At 71.0% G+C, this 16,672-nt stretch carries 13 protein-coding genes and 1 pseudogene; 9 read left to right on the forward strand and 5 right to left on the reverse strand.

The genetic code is table 11. The annotated features are described in order from the left end of the window. From U8525_RS14180 to U8525_RS14190, 3 genes and pseudogenes are all read left to right on the forward strand, one after another. Positions 1-109, forward strand: a pseudogene (locus U8525_RS14180) (IS5/IS1182 family transposase); the annotation flags it as partial. Between the two features lie 70 nt (positions 110-179). After that, on the forward strand, positions 180-1,415 hold the full coding sequence (locus tag U8525_RS14185; RefSeq protein ID WP_374266136.1) for an IS701 family transposase: 1,236 nt from the start codon (positions 180-182) through the stop codon (positions 1,413-1,415). A 124-nt stretch (positions 1,416-1,539) separates the two neighbouring features. Then, entirely contained in the window at positions 1,540-2,454 is a 915-nt protein-coding gene (locus U8525_RS14190; RefSeq protein WP_374265796.1) for a LysR family transcriptional regulator, read from the forward strand. A 37-nt stretch (positions 2,455-2,491) separates the two neighbouring features. On the opposite strand, the gene U8525_RS14195 is transcribed toward U8525_RS14190, so the two are convergent. Next, complete coding sequence (locus U8525_RS14195) at positions 2,492-3,409, reverse strand: YeiH family protein (RefSeq protein WP_374266138.1); 918 nt, start codon at positions 3,407-3,409, stop codon at positions 2,492-2,494. Between the two features lie 120 nt (positions 3,410-3,529). After that, positions 3,530-4,321 carry a type I methionyl aminopeptidase gene (gene map / locus U8525_RS14200; RefSeq protein WP_374265798.1) on the reverse strand — a complete coding sequence of 264 codons (792 nt, stop codon included), beginning with the start codon at positions 4,319-4,321 and terminating at the stop codon, positions 3,530-3,532. 101 nt (positions 4,322-4,422) lie between these two features. Between map and U8525_RS14205 the strand changes: the two genes are divergently transcribed. Continuing rightward, positions 4,423-4,716: a LysR family transcriptional regulator gene (locus U8525_RS14205; protein WP_374265800.1), complete on the forward strand. Its 294-nt coding sequence runs from the start codon at positions 4,423-4,425 to the stop codon at positions 4,714-4,716. Between the two features lie 3 nt (positions 4,717-4,719). Here U8525_RS14205 and U8525_RS14210 read toward each other — a convergent pair whose 3' ends face one another. Continuing rightward, complete coding sequence (locus U8525_RS14210; protein WP_374265802.1) at positions 4,720-7,281, reverse strand: DEAD/DEAH box helicase; 2,562 nt, start codon at positions 7,279-7,281, stop codon at positions 4,720-4,722. A 193-nt stretch (positions 7,282-7,474) separates the two neighbouring features. Here U8525_RS14210 and U8525_RS14215 point away from each other — a divergent pair, with 193 nt between their 5' ends. The 4 genes from U8525_RS14215 to U8525_RS14230 all read left to right on the forward strand — a co-directional run bounded on the left by U8525_RS14215 (position 7,475) and on the right by U8525_RS14230 (position 11,642). Beyond that, positions 7,475-8,101, forward strand: a complete 627-nt coding sequence (locus tag U8525_RS14215) for a DUF4142 domain-containing protein (RefSeq protein ID WP_374265804.1) — start codon at positions 7,475-7,477, stop codon at positions 8,099-8,101. A 202-nt stretch (positions 8,102-8,303) separates the two neighbouring features. Further along, a complete protein-coding gene (locus tag U8525_RS14220) occupies positions 8,304-9,920 on the forward strand; it encodes a serine/threonine-protein kinase (protein WP_374265806.1) in 1,617 nt (538 codons plus the stop codon). A 60-nt stretch (positions 9,921-9,980) separates the two neighbouring features. Next, positions 9,981-10,808, forward strand: coding sequence for a hypothetical protein (locus U8525_RS14225; RefSeq protein WP_374265808.1), 828 nt, complete (start codon positions 9,981-9,983; stop codon positions 10,806-10,808). A gap of 18 nt (positions 10,809-10,826) precedes the next feature. Further along, positions 10,827-11,642: a hypothetical protein gene (locus tag U8525_RS14230; RefSeq protein WP_374265810.1), complete on the forward strand. Its 816-nt coding sequence runs from the start codon at positions 10,827-10,829 to the stop codon at positions 11,640-11,642. Positions 11,643-11,672: 30 nt separating this feature from the next. Here the strand turns inward: U8525_RS14230 and U8525_RS14235 are convergent, their stop codons facing one another. Continuing rightward, positions 11,673-14,441 carry a bifunctional acetate--CoA ligase family protein/GNAT family N-acetyltransferase gene (locus U8525_RS14235; protein WP_374265811.1) on the reverse strand — a complete coding sequence of 923 codons (2,769 nt, stop codon included), beginning with the start codon at positions 14,439-14,441 and terminating at the stop codon, positions 11,673-11,675. A gap of 720 nt (positions 14,442-15,161) precedes the next feature. Between U8525_RS14235 and U8525_RS14240 the strand changes: the two genes are divergently transcribed. Next, the gene (locus tag U8525_RS14240) at positions 15,162-15,779 is read left to right on the forward strand and encodes a DUF2378 family protein (RefSeq protein ID WP_374265813.1); all 618 of its coding nucleotides are present in this window, start codon (positions 15,162-15,164) and stop codon (positions 15,777-15,779) included. On the opposite strand, the gene U8525_RS14245 is transcribed toward U8525_RS14240, so the two are convergent. Further along, positions 15,730-16,575, reverse strand: coding sequence for a tRNA (5-methylaminomethyl-2-thiouridine)(34)-methyltransferase MnmD (locus tag U8525_RS14245; protein ID WP_374265815.1), 846 nt, complete (start codon positions 16,573-16,575; stop codon positions 15,730-15,732). The two genes, U8525_RS14240 and U8525_RS14245, sit on opposite strands and share 50 nt — an antisense overlap. Between the last annotated feature and the right edge of the window lie 97 nt (positions 16,576-16,672).

The raw sequence follows: 16,672 nt of genomic DNA on the forward strand, positions 1-16,672 counted from the left end.
CCTCTTCAGTCGCTTGAAGCAGAACCGGCGGGTGGCGACGCGCTACGAGAAGCGCGCCGCCAACTACCTGGCGATGGTCCACATCGCCTCCATCCGCCTCTGGCTCTAATTTGCGGACACGACCTAGTACCACTTAGTCAGTTGTTGAAGCTGCCGGTCGATCATGATCTACGGTCGTGATGGACCGGCGGACGCTGAAGCGACTCGATGAGGAACTGCGCGAGTACCTCGACTCGATGGTGGAAGGCATGGGCCGTCCCGAGCGGCGCGCCGCGATGGCGGCGTACGTGACGGGGCTGTTGCTGGACGGCGAGCGCAAGAGCATTCAGCCCATGGCGGCGCGGTTGGTGGATGACGCTTCGGAGACGGAGGCGATGCGCCAGCGGCTTCAGGAATGCGTCGTCATCAGCGGCTGGTCCGATGCGGAGGTGTTCCGACGCCTCGGCCAGAAGCTTGAGCGGGAGCTGCCGGGGCCAGAGGCGTTCGTCCTCGATGATACGGGCTTTCCGAAGAAGGGGGTGCACTCGGTGGGCGTTGCACGCCAGTACTCGGGCACTCTGGGGCGAATCGACAACTGCCAGGTGGCGGTGAGTCTGCACCTGGCGGGCGAGAATGGCTCAGGCTGCATCGGCATGCGGCTGTACCTGCCAGAGGCCTGGGCGAAGGACAAAGCACGGCGCAAGAAGGCGGGCATTCCAGAAGACGTGGCCCTCACGCAGAAGTGGCGGCTGGCGCTGGCCCAGTTGGACTCAGCGCTTGCTGCTGGCGTGCGCAAGCACGTCGTGCTTGCCGACCCGGGCTACGGAGACTGCCGGGAGTTTCGCGATGGCCTCGTCGAGCGAGGGCTGGGCTATGTGGTGGGCATCAAGGGCGAGACGTCCGTCTGGCCTCCGGGCAGCGCCCCGGCCATTCGCAAGAGGCCGCCTGGCAGTCGCGGTCGGCCCTCCACTCGGCACTACGACGATGCGCATCCGCCGGTGCTGGTGGACGTGCTCGCCAAGGAGTTGAAGTACCGCTCCATCAGCTGGCGTGAGGGTAGCCGGGGCTGGCAGTCCTCTCGCTTCGCAGCAGTCCGGATACGGACTGCGCACCGGCATATGAATGGAGCGCCGCCCGGAGATGAGCAGTGGTTGCTGTGCCAATGGCCCCAGGGAGCGCAGGCGCCCACGAAGTTCTGGCTCTCTTCCCTTTCCGCTGACACGTCCATCCGCACCCTGGTGCGCCTGGCCAAACTGCGCTGGCGCGTCGAGCGCGACTACCAGGAGATGAAGCAGGAACTCGGCCTGGACCACTTCGAAGGCCGTACCTGGCGGGGCTTCCACCACCACGCCACCCTCTGCGCCATGGCCCACGCATTCCTCGCGCTCCGACGAGCGCTTTCCCCCCCGGGGCCGGGTGAAATGGACACTGCCTGAAGTCCGCCGCCGTCTTCAGCAAGTGCTGTTGCGCTGGATAGGCGTCTGCCCACTCTGCCGCAGGCTCGTGGACGACTCGAACCTGCCGCGCGGCCCTTCCCGAATGTGATCAGGTGGTACTAGGATGGCCGCCTTGTTCGTCGACCCCCGCAGGCTCGAAACCTTCCGCGTCGTCGCCTCGACGGGGCAGATCTCCGCCGCCTCGCGCCTGCTCCACCTGTCGCAGCCCGCCGTCACCGCGCAGATCCGGCAGTTGGAGGCGGACTGCGGCCAGCCGCTCCTCGTGCGGACCGCGAGGGGCGTGCGGCTGAACGCGGCGGGGCGCGTGCTCTTCGACTACGCCCAGCGGATCCACGGCCTGCTGGACGAGGCGGCGCTCGCCATCTCGGCCGAGGAGACGCTCACCGGCGAGCTCGCGCTGGCGGCGAGCACCACCGTCGCCAACGCCATCGTCCCGGGCCTGCTGGCGTCCTTCCTGCGCACGCACCGCGAGCTCCAGGTCCGCCTGGAAGTGGGCAATACGCGCGAGGTGCTGGCGTGGCTGTCGGAGGGCCGGGTGCCGCTGGGCCTGGTGGAGGGCCACGCGCGGGCGCCCGGCATCCGGCTGGAGCGCTACCTCGATGACGAGCTGGTGCCGGTGGTCGCGGCGGAAGGGCCGGCCGAGTGGCTGCGCATCCGCACGATGGAGGCGCTGCGGGAGGTGCCGCTGCTCTGGCGGGAGCAGGGATCCGGCACCCGCGCCGTCCTGGACCGGGCCCTGCGCAAGGCGGGCGTGCGCAAGGGGCCGCGGCGCGGCGACCTCCAGCTGGGCAGCACGGAGGCCATCAAGCGGGCCGTGTCCCTGGGACTGGGCGTGGCGCTCTTGTCCCGCTGGAGCATCCACGGAGAGCTGTCCCTCGGCCGCTTCCAGGTGCTGCCCGTGCCCGGGCTGCGCATCCCCCGCGCGTTCTCCTGGGCCCTGCCCGTGGATGATCCGTCCGGGGCCGCGGGCCGCTTCCTGCGCCACGCCCGCGCCACGCCGCCCGTCCTGCTGCCGTGAGCGCTCCCGGAGCGGAGACAGGCCGTGGTCGCCCGGCTCAGCCCACCCAGTGCAGCCTCAGCGCGCCCAGGCACAGGCCCGCCATGAGCAGCCACAGCGCCACCGCCTGCGCGAGCGGCCGCAAGCCCACCGCGCGCAACGTCTCGCGCGTCAGCCCGGAGCCCAGCAGGAACAACGTCACGACGAGCAGCTGCCTCGCGACGGCCGCCACGCCCTGCCCCATCGGCTTCAGCGAAGGGAACAGCGTCACCACCGCCGCCGCGCCCAGGAACCCGGCGATGAACCACGGCCTGCGCACCTTGCCCGTCACCGCGTGGCCCTCGCGCCGCTGCCACGCCGCCAGGCCCACCGTCAGCGGGAGGATCCACAGGGCCCGCGCCAGCTTCACGGGGGTGGCCACCGCCAGGGCCTCGGGGCCGTAGCGCAGCGCCGCGCCCACCACGGAGCTGGTGTCATGGATGGCCATCGCGCACCACAGCCCGAACTGGTGCGGCGTCAGCCCCACCGCGTTGCCCACGACCGGAAAGACGAACAGGGCCACCGCGTTGAGCAGGAACACCGTGCCCAGGGCCACGGACGTCTCGTGCTCCTGGGGCCGCAGCACCGGCACCACCGCCGCGATGGCGCTCCCGCCGCAGATGGCCGTGCCCACGCTGATGAGCAGCCCCGTCACGCGCGGGACGCCCAGCAGCCGGGCGAGCCCCGCGCCCAGCAGCAGGCACAGCGCGATGCCCACCACCGTGTAGCCCAGCCCCTCACGCCCCGCCGTGAGCACCGTGCGCAGGTCCATGCCCGCGCCCAGCCCCACCACGGCCAGGGACAGCAGCCGGGGCGTCAGGGCCCGGGTCCTCCCCGCGAACGGATTGCCCACGGTCAGCGCCACGCACAGCCCCGCGAGCAGGGCCACGCCGGTGGAGACGACCGGCAACAGACACAGCGCCGCGCAAAGCGGCATCAGCACATGCCCGGGCGTCCAGGCCCGAGGGCGCGCGGCGGGAGTCAGCGGAGGCGGTTCCATGCGCCAGGAGATGCCCCCTGCGGGCTCGGGGCACCAGATGGCAGAAGCGATAAGCCATCAGCTTTCTGGATGGCTCGCGGGGATGCGCAGGGTCAGCTCGTTGGGCGTGAGGAGCTCGCAGCCGTCGCGGGTGACGAGCACGGTGTGCTCGAACTGGGCGGACAGGCTGCCGTCCGCGGTCACGACGGTCCACCCGTCCGGCAGCAGCCGGATCTCCGGGCGCCCCAGGTTGATCATCGGCTCGACGGTGATGACCATCCCCGAGCGCAGCGTGATGCCCGTGCCCGCCCGGCCCACGTGCGGCACGTGCGGCTCCCCGTGCATCTGCCGTCCGATGCCGTGGCCCCCGAACTCCTCCACCACGCTGCACCCCTCCGCCTTCGCCAGCGCCATCACCGCCGCGCCGATGTCCCCCAGCCGCGCGCCGTGCCGCACCACGGCCACGCCCGCGTCCCGGCACCGCCGCGCCACGTCCACGACGTGCTCCGCGTCGGCGGAGACCTCGCCCAGCATGAACGTCGCGGACGTGTCGCCGTGGAAGCCATCCAGGTGCGTGGTCACGTCCACGTTGATGATGTCCCCGGGCTTCAGCACCTCGTCCGCGCGCGGGACGCCATGGCACACCACGTGGTTGCGGCTGGTGCACACCGTGGCGGGATAGCCCTTGTAGCCCAGCTGGCTCGGGGTGCCCCCGCGCCGCGCCGTGTCCTCGCGCACCCACGCGTCGATGTCCGCCGTCGTCACGCCCGGCCGCAGCCGGGACGCCACGTGCGCCAGCGTGCCCGCCGCCGCGCGGCCCGCGCGCCGCAGCCGCTCCACTTCACTGCCCTTGAAGAGAGGAATCCCCATGCCGGGCAAGGTGGCACCCGGCCGTCTGGAACGTCCAATGCTGTTCCAGCATCGCGCGGCCCCCTGCACGGCGCGCGGGTCCCGCGCTAGCTTCCGTGCCCGTGAGCATCACGCACCTCCAGTCCTTCGTCGCGGTGGCGGAAGAGGGCCACGTGGGCCGGGCCGCGCGCCGGCTGCACCTCACCCAGCCGCCGCTCAGCCGTCACATCCTCGCCCTGGAGGAGGAGCTGGGCGCGCCCCTCTTCGAGCGCGTCCCCAGGGGCATGCGCCTCCTGCCCACCGGAGAGGCCCTGCTCCACCACGCGCGCCGCATCCTCGCGGAGGTGGAGATCGCCGCGCGCACCGTGCGCGAGGCGGCCGGGGGCGCCGGAGCCTCCAAGCCGCCCCCCGCCTGACGGTTACGACCAGGCGGCCACGCCGCCAATCCGGCGCAGCATCAGGATGGGCCCGTCGTCCATGCGCCGGCCGCGCAGGTCGATCTCACAGTCGATGACCCAGTCCCCGTGGCCCTCCGGGTCCATGATGCGCTGCTGGGCCTCCCACTGGCGCGGGCCCGTCTCCTTGAGTTGCGTGTTCGCCGGCTTGCGCGCCTGGGGCGTGAGCACCACCAGCGTGTGCTCCTCGAAGTACGGCGCCATGGCCTGCTCCAGCTTCGGCGCGGTCCACTCGCCCAGCGCGTTGTCCAGCATGCCCAGCGCGTCCAGGTAGCGCCGCTGGCCCAGCGCGCGCAGCAGCCGGTGCAGCTCCTCGCGCACGCGCGCGGCGAAGGCCTTGGGGTCCTCCGTCAGCTCCTTGGGCTTCAGGTCCACCACCGGCTTCACTTCGATGGTGGCCTCCGGATTCTTCATCCGCTCCCACTCGTCCAGGAGGCTGGAGTCCACCTGCCGCAGCGTCGCGCGCAGGTGGTCGAGGATGTCGTCCAGGTCCTCGTTGCGGAACTTCTCCGGCACCGTCTGCACCAGCGACTTGTAGACGTCCCCCAGGTAGCGCAGCAGCACGCCCTCGCTGCGCTGGAGGCCGTACTCGCGCACGTAGTCGTGGAAGGACATGAAGCGCTCGAACATGTCCCGGACGATGGACTTGGGCCGGATGTTCTCCTCGCCCACCCACGGGTGCTTGCGCGCGAAGGCGTTGAAGGTGTTGTAGATGAAGTCGCGGTTGGGCTTGGGCCACTCCAGCTTCTCCAGCTCCTCCATGCGGTCGTCGTACTCCACGCCCCGCGCCTTCATCTCCTGGATCTTCTCCCCCTTCAGCTGGTGCAGCTGCGCGTACAGCACCACGTCCGGGTTCTCCAGGATGGACTCCACCAGCGTCACGACGTCCAGCGCGTACGTGTCCAGCGTGGGATCCAACAGCTCCAGCGTCTCGTGCAGGTACAGCGACAGCGTGTGGTTGAGGCTGAAGTCGCGCTGCAGGTCCTCGGACACCTCCACCGTGGCCGAGTGCTTCTCCCACTGCACCACCTTCACGATGCCCGCGTCGCGCAGCGTGCGGAAGTACATCGCCGCGTCCTTGAGCAGCTTCTTCTTCGTGTAGTCGGAGCTGTGCGAGCGCATCACCAGCTGCACCAGCCGCCGGTAGCCGCCGCTGCCCTCCGTCTTGTCGCTCTGGAGCAGGTTGAGCAGGAGGCCGTGGGTCACGTCGAAGCGCGACTCCAGCGGCTCCGGCAGCCCGCTCTGGAGCCGCTCGAAGGTGTTGCGGTCGTACTGCACGAAGCCCTTCTGCGGCGGCTTCGCCTTGGGCGACTTCTTCTTGCCCGCGGCCTCCTTCGCCGCCTGGCGGATGTTCTCGATCACGTACTCCGGGGCCTGCGCCACCACGCTGCCCTCGGTGTCGAAGCCCTTGCGGCCCGCGCGGCCGGCGATCTGCTTGAAGTCGCGCACGCTCAGCGTCGCCAGCTTCTCGCCGTTGAACTTGAACAGCTGCGTGAAGAGCACCGTGCGGATGGGGATGTTCACGCCCACGCCCAGCGTGTCCGTGCCGCTGATGACCTTGAGCAGGCCCTGCTGCGCCAGCTTCTCCACCAGCAGGCGGTACTTGGGCAGCAGGCCGGCGTGGTGCATGCCGATGCCGTGGCGCAGGAAGCGCTGGAAGTCCTTGCCGTAGGGCGTGTCGAAGGGGGCGTCCATCAGCGCCTGGCGGATCTCCTCCTTCTCCTCCTTGGTGTTGAAGTCCACGGACATCAGGTTCTGCGCCTGCTCGGCCGCGGCCCGCTGCGTGAAGTTCACCAGGTACACGGGGTACTTCCCGCGCGCGATGAGCTCCTGGATGGTCTCGTGCAGCGGCGTCTCGCGGTAGTCGAAGTCCAGCGGCACCGGGCGCTCGGCGCTGCGCACGGTGGCCACCTCGCGGCCGGTGAGCCTCTCCAGGCTCTCCTCGATGACGTGCGTGTCGCCCAGCGTGGCGGACATCAAGAGGAACTGCGTCCTGGGCAGCGCCAGCAGCGGGATCTGCCAGGCCACCCCGCGCTCCTTGTCGGAGTAATAGTGGAACTCGTCCATCACCACCGCGTCCACGCGCGCGGACGCGTCGCGCAGCGCCAGGTTGGAGAGGATCTCCGCCGTGCAGCAGAGGATGGGCGCCTCGCGGTTGATGGACGCGTCGCCGGTCAGCATGCCCACGTTCTCCGGGCCGAAGGCCTTGGAGAGCGCGAAGAACTTCTCGTTCACCAGCGCCTTGATGGGGCACGTGTAGAACGACACCTTGCCCTCGGCCATGGCCTTGAAGTGGAGCGCCATGGCCACCAGCGACTTGCCGGAGCCCGTGGGCGTCTTGAGGAACAGGTGCTTGTCGCTGAGCAGCTCCAGGATGGCCTCCTCCTGGGCGGAGTACAGGCTCAGCCCGTTCGTGGCCACGTAGCCCACGAAGCGGTTGAGGATCTCGTCGGCATCGAGGGGGGGCTCTCCGGCCTTCGGCAGCAGGGCGGCGAGCGGGGCGCGGGTGTCGGCGGGGGCACTCATCGGCCCCGACTCTAGGGGGAGCCGCCCGGTCCCCGTGAAAAATCGCGCGTCCGCCGGCCCCCGCTGGCATCCGGCGCGGTCCCCCGCCTGCCCGGCCTGTGCACCCGGGCACACTGGCAACGGCTGAAGCGCTCATGGCCAGGGACGTGGCACCTCACCATCCTGCCCCCGCGACATTCACGGGGGGTTGGACATGCGAGCAGCGAAGTTCTGGATGGGGACGGTGGTGGCGGGTGCGCTGGCGCTGGGCTACGGGTGCGGGAGCGACGCGAAGGACTCCACGCCGCAGGAGGTGCCCCAGCAGCAGGTCCCGGACGCGGGCATGGACGCGGGCGTGATGCTGACGCTCACCGACGCGCAGATCGCCCGCGTCCTACAGGTGGCCAACGACGGCGAGGTGATGCTGGGCCAGTTCTCCGCGCCGCGCGCCACCAACGCGGACGTGCTCGCCTTCAACCAGCAGATGGTGACGGAGCACACCGCCGCGCGACAGCGGCTGGACGCGCTGCTCGCGGCGCAGGGCATCGTCCCCGAGGACTCCACGCTGAGCCTCCAGTTGCAGCTGGAGGTCCAGCAGATGATCGAGGTCCTCTCCGGGCCGAACGCGCCCACCGGCGCCGAGCTCGACCTGGCGCTGATCAGCGCGCAGCTCGACGCCCACGCGCGCGTCGCCTTCATCGGTGACGCCCAGCTCGCGCCGCAGGTCACCAACACGGCGCTCAAGCAGGAGCTGACCACCGAGCGGCAGAGCGTGCAGATGCACCTCGACGCCGCGCAGCCCATCCAGTCGGGCCTGGTGCTCCCACCCGCCACGCCGTAGCCCGCGCGGGGGCCCGGGGCGGTACCGTCCCTGGAAAAAAATCCAGCTCGGGCTCTCAGAACGTGAGAGCCCGAGCCGGCGCAGGTGACCTGTGGGGGAGGACTCGACCCAGGTGCTTTCCAATCGTGTCGGCCCGGTTTAGTAGGAATTTGGACCGCCGATGCAAAAGCCAACCGAACCGACCTCCGCGCAGAGTGAGCCGTTGACGACGGGACGGGTGCTGCGCGGCACGTATGAGATTGGGACCGTGCTGGGCCGGGGTGGCATGGGCGCGGTGTTCCTGGCCCGCCACCTGCGCCTGCCGGGCAAGCAGGTGGCCATCAAGGTGCTCCACGGCGCGGAGGCGCTGTCGGAGGAGGTGACGGTGCGCTTCCGGCGCGAGGCGGAGATCGCCTCCCGGCTGGGGCACCCGAACATCGTGGAGGTGCTGGACTTCGACACCCTGGAGGACGGCACGCCCTTCATGGTGATGGAGTACCTGCGCGGCGAGGGCCTGTCGCGCCGGCTGCGCAAGCAGAAGCAGCAGCCGCTGGAGGAGGTCCTCTCCATCGCGCGGCAGATGGGCGCGGCGCTCCAGGCGGCGCACCGCGCGGGCGTGGTGCACCGCGATCTGAAGCCGGGCAACGTGTTCCTCGTGCCCACGGAAGCGGGCGGCGTCGTGGGCGAGCGCGTGAAGCTGCTCGACTTCGGCATCTCCAAGCTCGTGGACTCGCGCACCGTGCAGACGCTGGACTCGGTGCTGATGGGGACGCCGCAGTACATGGCCCCCGAGCAGGCCATGGGCCACAACAGCAACGTGGACGCGCGCACGGACCTCTTCGCGTTCGGCGCCATCGTCTACGAGATGCTCGCGGGCCGGCCGCCCTACTCCGGCGACAACGTCGCGGAGCTGATCTACCAGATCGTCCACCTGGAGCCGCCGCCGCTGCTGACGCTGGCGCCCCAGACGCCGCCGCACGTGGTGACGGCCATCGCCCGCGCGATGGCGAAGAAGCCGGAGGACCGCCACCCGGACGTGGGCGCGTTCATCCTGGAGCTGACGGGCACCCCGCTCCAGACGCTCGCGGAGATGAAGCCGGAGCAGCGCGCGCGCCCCACGACGCCCACGGCCCCCTCGGCGCCGCCCCCGGACCGCGAGGAGCACATCGCCACGGTGGGCATGCGCCCGCATGCCGTGCGCGACCCGGCCTCCGACCCCTCCGGCCCCGCGACGGCGTCCCTGTCCGCGCGGCCGCTGGCCCGTCCCCGCCCGAAGTGGCCGGTGGCCGTGGTCCTGGGCGTGGCGGTCGTCATCGCCTTCGCCGTCGCCTTCTTCTGGAGGAGCCCGCCCCCACCCGCCGTCGCGGTGAAGCCGGCCGCTCCGCCCCCCGAGAAGCCGGTCGAGCCCCCGGCGGTCGTCGCGCCCCCGCCCACCGCGGTCGTGGCGCAGCCGGAGGAGACCACGAAGCCCACGGAGCCGGAGGCGCAGCCGACGGAGCCCTCGGACTCCGAGCCCTCCCAGCCGCCCGGGGTGGGCACCCCGGCGGTCTCGCCCAGGCCGCGGGCGCGTGGAGGCACCCCGGAGTCCATGCCGGACAGCGTCCGCGAGGACCTGGCGGCGGCGCAGAAGGCGCTGGACGCGTCGAACCCCTCGGAAGCACTGCGTCACATCCGGCGCAGCCAGCGCACGAAGATCACCGGCCTGTCGTTCTCGTTGCTCACCCGCGTGTACTGCCAGCAGCACGATCTGGCGAACGCGCGGGCGCAATGGAACCGCGTCCCGGCAACGGAACGTCCAAGGGTCCGACAATACTGTTCGCAGTACGATATCGACCTCTAGGGTCGTCCGGGCGCGCGGAATCTCCAGAGCGGGGGCGCGTCCGCAAATCAAGGAGTCGTCGTGAGAGTCCTACTGGCAGTGGGGGTCGTGGCGCTGTCCCTGGGGTGTTCCCGGGGCGTGCGGCCCGACAGCGCCGTGGCGGGCACGAAGCCCGTCACCGGCAAGGTGTATTCCAACGAGGCGGGCGAGCAGGTCACCCTCATCGGGCTGGAGCCCGGTGACGCCCACAAGGCGCTGGTGGCCTTCGAAGGCACGAAGAGCGAGCTGGACGGCCAGGTGCTCGTCGCCTGGGTGGACCAGGATCGGGGCACGCAGTACTGGACGCAGTGGCGCGGCCGCAAGCAGCGCTTCGTCACCGTGAACGACCGGGGCGGCTACGAGGACCTCGTCTTCAGCGGCGTGAACCACGAGGGCTACACGCACCTGAGGCCGGACGCGGGGAAGACCGGCGCGCTGAAGGTGGAGAAGCTCTTCGAGCGCTATCAGGACCTGGAGGGCGACAAGAAGTACCAGGCGCTGCTCGCGTTCGACCGCAAGTTCTGGACGAACCAGGCGGAGGTGCAGCTGGCGGACGCCCTGGCGGCGACGAACAAGGCGTGCGGCTCCAAGCTGACGTCCACCGTGGCCTGGGACTCCATCACGGACGACCAGCTCAACAAGATGTCCTTCGGCAGCTACTGCGTGGGCCCGATGGAGTCGCTGCAGAAGCTGTGCGAGCGCTCCGACGAGGCGAAGCGCGCCGTCCAGCAGAAGCTCCAGACGGTGGAGTGCCGCCTGGACCCCAAGGCCGCGCTGAAGCTCGAGACCCAGAAGGTCATCTGGGCCGTGGCCGAGGGCGAGACGGTCCAGCCGGACGCGACCACCACCTTCTTCACCGACAACCTCTAGAACGAAAGCCCACCGACAATGACGCTTCGACACATGGTCATCGCCCTGGGGCTCGTCCTGGCCCCGCAAGCCGCGCTCGCGCTGGATCCGCCCTGGAAGAAGGAGGAGAAGCTGCGCGACCGCATGGTGCTGGAGTCCGCGAAGGTCTGCGCGGACGGCAAGGGCCACTACACGGTCCTCATCCCCAACACGCCCGAGCACGACGGCGAGCTGTACTACGGGGACGGCAAGACGTTCACGCAGGTGCCGCCCGTGGGCTACCCCTCCAGCACCGAGGGGGGCTTCTTCGAGCCGCGCTTCTTCAACCCCAAGGCCAACGACAACTTCCGCGGCGTGGACTACCGGGTCGTCTCGGGCGTGAAGCTGAGCGAGGACTTCAAGACGTGCGAGCTGCGCTGCGGTGAGAAGAACCTGCCGCAGCAGCCGGTGCCGGCGGAGCAGGCCCGGGAGCTCCTGCGCAAGGCCAGCTACCAGCCCAGCCCGGTGAAGTTCCAGCCGTACGCGCTGCTGCGCGACGACAAGGGCGTGTACTACCTGGTGGAGCGCGGCATCGGCGCGGACAACAAGAGCTTCCGCGTCTTCACGGGCCAGCGGGGCCAGGTGAAGCAGCAGAAGATGCTCAACGTCGTCACCGACTCGCAGGGGGAGATCTTCTCCACGCAGGGCGGCGACCTGCGCCTCGTGGTGGACCGCGAGGAGCCGTCGTTCTGGGTGGTGAAGAGCAAGCGCCAGAAGCTGCGCGCGGTGCCGGTGAACGACAACCTGCCGTTCATCTACAACGAGCTGGGCGTCTACATGGGCGCGCGGCTGGGCACGCCCTGCGACGACGTGTAGCAGGGCCGTGCCGGGGAGCCCCGGGCACGGTCAGCCGTGGAGCACCTTCACGGCCTTGACCATGTCCGGGGCCAGCTCCTCGTGCTCCAGGAGGGTGAACCCCAGCTTCTTGCTGACGGCCTGCATGCCTCGGTTGCGCGTGAGGATGTCCGCGACGATGCGGCGCAGGCCCCAGTCCCCTCCGATGTCCACCAGCCGCCGCAGCAGCTCCGTGCCCAGGCCCAGCCGCTGCGCGGGGTCGCTGACGGTGATGGCGAACTCCGCGTCCTTCGTGCCGCGCAGGCGCGTGAGCCGGCCCACCGCCAGAATCTCTCCCCCGCCCTTCCCGTCCGCCGACGGCCGCTCGGCGACGAGCGCCATCTCCCGCGCGTAGTCGTTGAAGCAGATGCGCGCCAGGCGCTCGTGGGCCACGCGCTGGCTGAGCTTCATCAGGCCCGCGTAGCGCATGAACACCGTCTGCTCGGAGAGGGCCTGGTGGAAGCGGCCCATGGCGGGCTCGTCCTCCGGGCGGATGGGGCGCACCAGGAGCTGCTCGCCGTTCTTCAGCGTGAACGCCTTCGCGTACTGGTACGGGTACGGCTCGATGGCGAGCCGGGGCAGCGACGCGGCCGAGACGTCCGGCGGGTGCAGCACCACGCGCGCGTCCAGGGCGAGCAGGCGCTCCCCGGAGACGAGCAGCGGGTTGATGTCCAGCTCGCGGATGAAGCGCTGCTCCACCACCAGCTGGCTGAAGCGCACCATCAGCCGCTCCAGGGCGCCCATGTCCACGGGGGCCCGGCCGCGCACGCCCTTGAGCGCGTGGTGGATGCGCGTGCGCTCCATCATCCGGCGCGCCAGCGTGGTGTTGAGGGGCGGCAGGCCCAGGGCCCGGTCCTGCATCACCTCCACCAGCGTGCCGCCCGCGCCGAAGAGCAGCACCGGCCCGAACTGCGCGTCCAGGCTGCTGCCCAGGATGAGCTCGTAGCCGTCCAGCTTCGCCATGGGCTGCACGGTGACGCCGTCGAACGCGTCCTGGAGCCCCCGCTCCGCGAGCGCGTCGCGGATGGCGCGGTACGCCTCGCGCACGCGCGCCTCGTCGCGCAGGTCCAGCCGCACGCCGCCCACGTCCGTCTTGTGCGTCACGGTGAGCGAGTGCAGCTTGAGCACCACGGGGAAGCCCAGCGCGCGGGCCTTCTCCACCGCCTCGTCCTCGGTGGTGGCGAGCCACGTCTCCACGGTGGGGATGCCGTAGGCGGCCAGGAGGCGCTTGGACTCGTACTCGGACAGCAGCGTGCGGCCGGCGGCGCGGGCCTCCTCCACCAGGGTCCGCGCCACGTCGCGGCCTCCGCCGGTGGGCTCCTCCGCCAGGGTGGGCGTCTCGTAGAGCCCGGCGATGTTGTCCGAGTAGCGCCACATGTAGTTGAAGACGCGGGCCGCGGTGTCCGGGTAGCCGAACGTCGGGATGCCCGCGTCGTTGAGGATGCGCTCGCCGGCGGCGACCTCGCTGCCCCCCATCCAGCTCGCGAGCACGGGCTTGCCGGGCAGCTTCGCGTAGCCCTTGAGGCGATCCGCGGTCTGGGTGGGCTCGGTCATGTCCTGCGGGGTGAGGATGACGAGCAGGCCGTCGCTGTTGGGGTCCGCCCCGGTGGTCTCCAGGGCCTTCGCGTAGCGCTCTGCGTCCGCGTCTCCCAGGATGTCCACCGGGTTGCCGTGGCTCCAGGGCGGCGGCAGGAAGCCGTCCAGCTGCGCGCGGGTGGCGTCGGACAGCACGGCCAGCTCGCCGCCGCCGGACACGAGCGCGTCCGTGGCGAGCACCGCGGGGCCGCCCGCGTTGGTGAGCAGCGTGAGCCGGCGGCCGGAGGGCCGGGGCTGGCGGGCCAGCACCTCCGCCATGTGGAAGAGGTCCTCGATGGAGTCCACGCGCAGCACGCCCGCGCGGCGGAAGGCGGCGGAGAGCACCTCGTCGCTGCCGGCGAGCGTGCCGGTGTGGGACGCGGCGGCCTGCGCGGCCTGCGCGGTGCGGCCGGCCTTGATGACGATGATGGGCTTCGTGAGGGCCACCTCGCGCGCGGCGGACAGGAAGGCGCGCGCGTCGCCGATGGACTCCATGTAGAGCAGGATGGAGCGCGTCATCGGATCATCCGCGAGGAAGTCGATGAGGTCTCCCCAGCCCACGTCCAGCATGGAGCCCACGGAGACGAAGGCGCTGAAGCCCACGGCCTCGCGCAGGCTCCAGTCGAGGATGGAGGTGAGCAGCGCGCCGGACTGGCTGATGAAGGCCACGTTGCCAGGGCGGGCCATGCCCTTGGCGAAGGTGGCGTTGAAGCCGCTGGTGGGGCGCATCACGCCCAGGCAGTTGGGCCCGATGATGCGCAGGTTCGCGGCCTGCGCGATGCGCAGCACCTCCTGCTCCAGCTTCGCGCCCTCCTGGCCCGTCTCCTTGAAGCCCGCGGAGATGATGATGGCGCCCTTGACGCCGACCTCCGCGCACTCGCGGATGATGGCGGGCACCGTCTTCGCGGGGGTGACGATGACGGCCAGGTCCACGGCCTCCGGCAGCGCGCGCAGGGAGGGCCACGCCTTGATGCCCAGGACGTTGGGCCGCTGCGGGTTGACCGGGTAGACCGTGCCACCAAACGGGCTGCTGATGAGGTTCCAGAGGACGGTGCGGCCCACGCTGCCGGGCCGCTCGCTCGCCCCCACCACCGCGACGCTGCGGGGCGCGAAGAGGACCTCCAGCGGCTGACGGGTGCGCTGGTGGAACAGGTCGATGGAAGGATCCGTCCGGGCCGGAGGCGTGGCGGGGCGTTGCTCGTCCATGGTGCGCTCTTCTTCGGTGGGGTGGCCGTACCGGAGCAATCTCCGGCAGGCCCCCATCGTGCACCAGTTGTCAGGAAGAGAACGGGGCAGCGGACGTTTCCCCCTTCTGTTCCTTATGCGAGCGAACGGCCGGACGCCCCAACGACGCGCGCACCCTCTCCACCACCGGCTCGAGCACGGCGCTGGTGAGCCCGACGTCTCCGGGGGCGCGCTGAAGAGGGCGCGGGCCTTCGCCAGGCGGTGCACGTCGCGCAGCAGGGCCTCCATGAAGAAGCCCGCGCGCGGGCGGCGACAGGGGGGCCGTCGCAGGGCAGGCCCCCTCGATGAGCGTGAGCACGAACACCGGCCCGGTCCGCGCGCCGACGTTGACGTTGGAGATGAGCACCCCGCGCTGCACGCCGGGCACCTTCACCCGCTCCGTGCCCCGCCGGCTCATCGCCGCGTTCAGTGACGCTTACGCGCTCCCGGGCCTCTCCCCGCCCGGCCCGCCACGCTCCTTCGACCTCATCCCAGCCGTGACACGAGCACCTCGACGGAGCCCCAGCCCACTCGTGGCCGCGAGGGCTCGTGGCGCGCGCCGTCAACACGGTGTCTGAAAACACCCGGAGTTCACGAAGGGTGCGGCGCGCGCCAGCTTCCCGACACTCGTGGGCGCGACACTGAACGTCAGTACACAGGGGGGGGAGCATCGCATGGGAGGCTTCGTGTAGGGTGCTCCGCATGAATCCTGAGAAGCTTGTCTTCGCCCAGACCGTCGAAGCGCTCTTCGTCCGGGCGCTGGAGAACCGCCTGACGCCCGCGTGCCGTGAGCACCTGAAGCGGGCGGGGCTGGACCTCGACCGCCGGCTGGAGCGCGCCTACTCGCTGGAGCAGTGGCGGGAGTTCCTGCGCATCGCGGCCGGCCACGTCTACGGCGGCGTGCCCGCGGAGGCCGCGTACTACTCCCTGGGCGAGCGCTTCATGGATGCCTACTTCGGCACCTTCTTTGGCCGCGCGCTCCTGGGCGTGGGCCGGCTGGCCGGTCCCCGGCGGCTGCTGCTGCGGGCGGACCTGGGCTTTCGCGCCGGCAACAACTTCAGTGAAGTCAAAATCGTCGAGCGCGGCGCGACGTCGCTGGAGCTCTGGATGAACGACGTGCTGGCGGACCAGCCGACGTTCGCGGCGGGGCTCCTGGCGCGCGCGGTGGAGCTGTGCGGGGGCTGGCGGGTGGTGGCGCTGCCGGAGGAGTTCGACGGCACCGCGGCGACGTTCCACCTGCGCTGGAGCGAGGCCCCCGTGGAGGGGGCGCTCAGCGCCACTGAGGATGGGTCCGGAGGCGACGCTCGACCTCAGGCGTGAGGGTGCCTCCATGCGGGGCCCGGGAGGACGAGCGCTCCCAGCGCTCCAGCCACCGGGGCCCCAGGGGGGCCGTGAGGGAGTCGTAGCGGGTCGAGGCCACGGTGGTCTCCCCCTTGGTGCCGGTGGATACGCCGGCGCCCACGTAGAACCCCGCGAGCAGCAGCGTGACGCGGGTGGGCGTGGCCGCGCTGTAGGTCATCAGCAGGGCCCCCTCCCCGTCCTCGCGGCAGTGGCGGCGCACCCGGGCGAGCACGGCTTCCGTCCACATGTCCGGGTTGGACGCGGGTGAGAACGGGTCGAAGAAGACGAGGTCCGCGGGGGGCAGCTCGGCTTCGAGGAAGGGCACCGCGTCCCCCAGCTTGAGGGCCCACTGGATGCCGGGCTCGGACCAGGCGCCGTGCCGCATGAGGTTCTCGGCGGCGGCGCGGAACGGCTGGAGGAAGGGGAAGCCCTCCGCGTCCGCGAGCGCGAGCCGCAGCGGGGCCAGGTCCACCTCGAAGCTGACGATGTGCAGCTCACGCGCGCGGGCCGGGCCCAGCTCGCGGGCGCGGGTGAGCGCGGCGACGGCGTTGGTGGCGGCGCCCAGGCCCACGTCGTGGATGACGAGCGGCGGGCCCGGCTGGCGCAGGCGGTCCGCGAGGCCGGGCTGATCCACGTAGAGGCGGAGGGCCTCCTGCCACGGGCCCACCGCGGGGTGCATGACCTCGCCGTGGCCCAGGTGGCGCACGGCGCGGTGGCCGTTGCGCAGGGTGACGAGCTCGAAGTCACCGTCGCGCGGATGGGAGGGCTCGGACATGGGGCTCCTGGCCTGGAGGGGGCGTGTGGGAAAGGATGGGTGCCTAGCATGACGACTCCAGGGCAGGAACATCGGGGCGCGCTCCACGGAGGGGACG

This window comes from Corallococcus sp. RDP092CA, assembly GCF_041903675.1.
Taxonomy (GTDB): Bacteria; Myxococcota; Myxococcia; order Myxococcales; family Myxococcaceae; genus Corallococcus.

Bases quoted from the DNA above. Each gene is read 5' to 3' on its own strand.
- U8525_RS14185 (WP_374266136.1), top strand. From the start codon at position 180: ATGGACCGGCGGACGCTGAAGCGACTCGATGAGGAACTGCGCGAGTAC.
- U8525_RS14215 (WP_374265804.1), top strand. From the start codon at position 7,475: ATGCGAGCAGCGAAGTTCTGGATGGGGACGGTGGTGGCGGGTGCGCTG.
- U8525_RS14245 (WP_374265815.1), bottom strand. From the start codon at position 16,575: ATGTCCGAGCCCTCCCATCCGCGCGACGGTGACTTCGAGCTCGTCACC.
- U8525_RS14195 (WP_374266138.1), bottom strand. From the start codon at position 3,409: ATGCCGCTTTGCGCGGCGCTGTGTCTGTTGCCGGTCGTCTCCACCGGC.
- map (WP_374265798.1), bottom strand. From the start codon at position 4,321: ATGGGGATTCCTCTCTTCAAGGGCAGTGAAGTGGAGCGGCTGCGGCGC.
- U8525_RS14210 (WP_374265802.1), bottom strand. From the start codon at position 7,281: ATGAGTGCCCCCGCCGACACCCGCGCCCCGCTCGCCGCCCTGCTGCCG.
- U8525_RS14240 (WP_374265813.1), top strand. From the start codon at position 15,162: ATGAATCCTGAGAAGCTTGTCTTCGCCCAGACCGTCGAAGCGCTCTTC.
- U8525_RS14190 (WP_374265796.1), top strand. From the start codon at position 1,540: ATGGCCGCCTTGTTCGTCGACCCCCGCAGGCTCGAAACCTTCCGCGTC.
- U8525_RS14235 (WP_374265811.1), bottom strand. From the start codon at position 14,441: ATGGACGAGCAACGCCCCGCCACGCCTCCGGCCCGGACGGATCCTTCC.
- U8525_RS14230 (WP_374265810.1), top strand. From the start codon at position 10,827: ATGACGCTTCGACACATGGTCATCGCCCTGGGGCTCGTCCTGGCCCCG.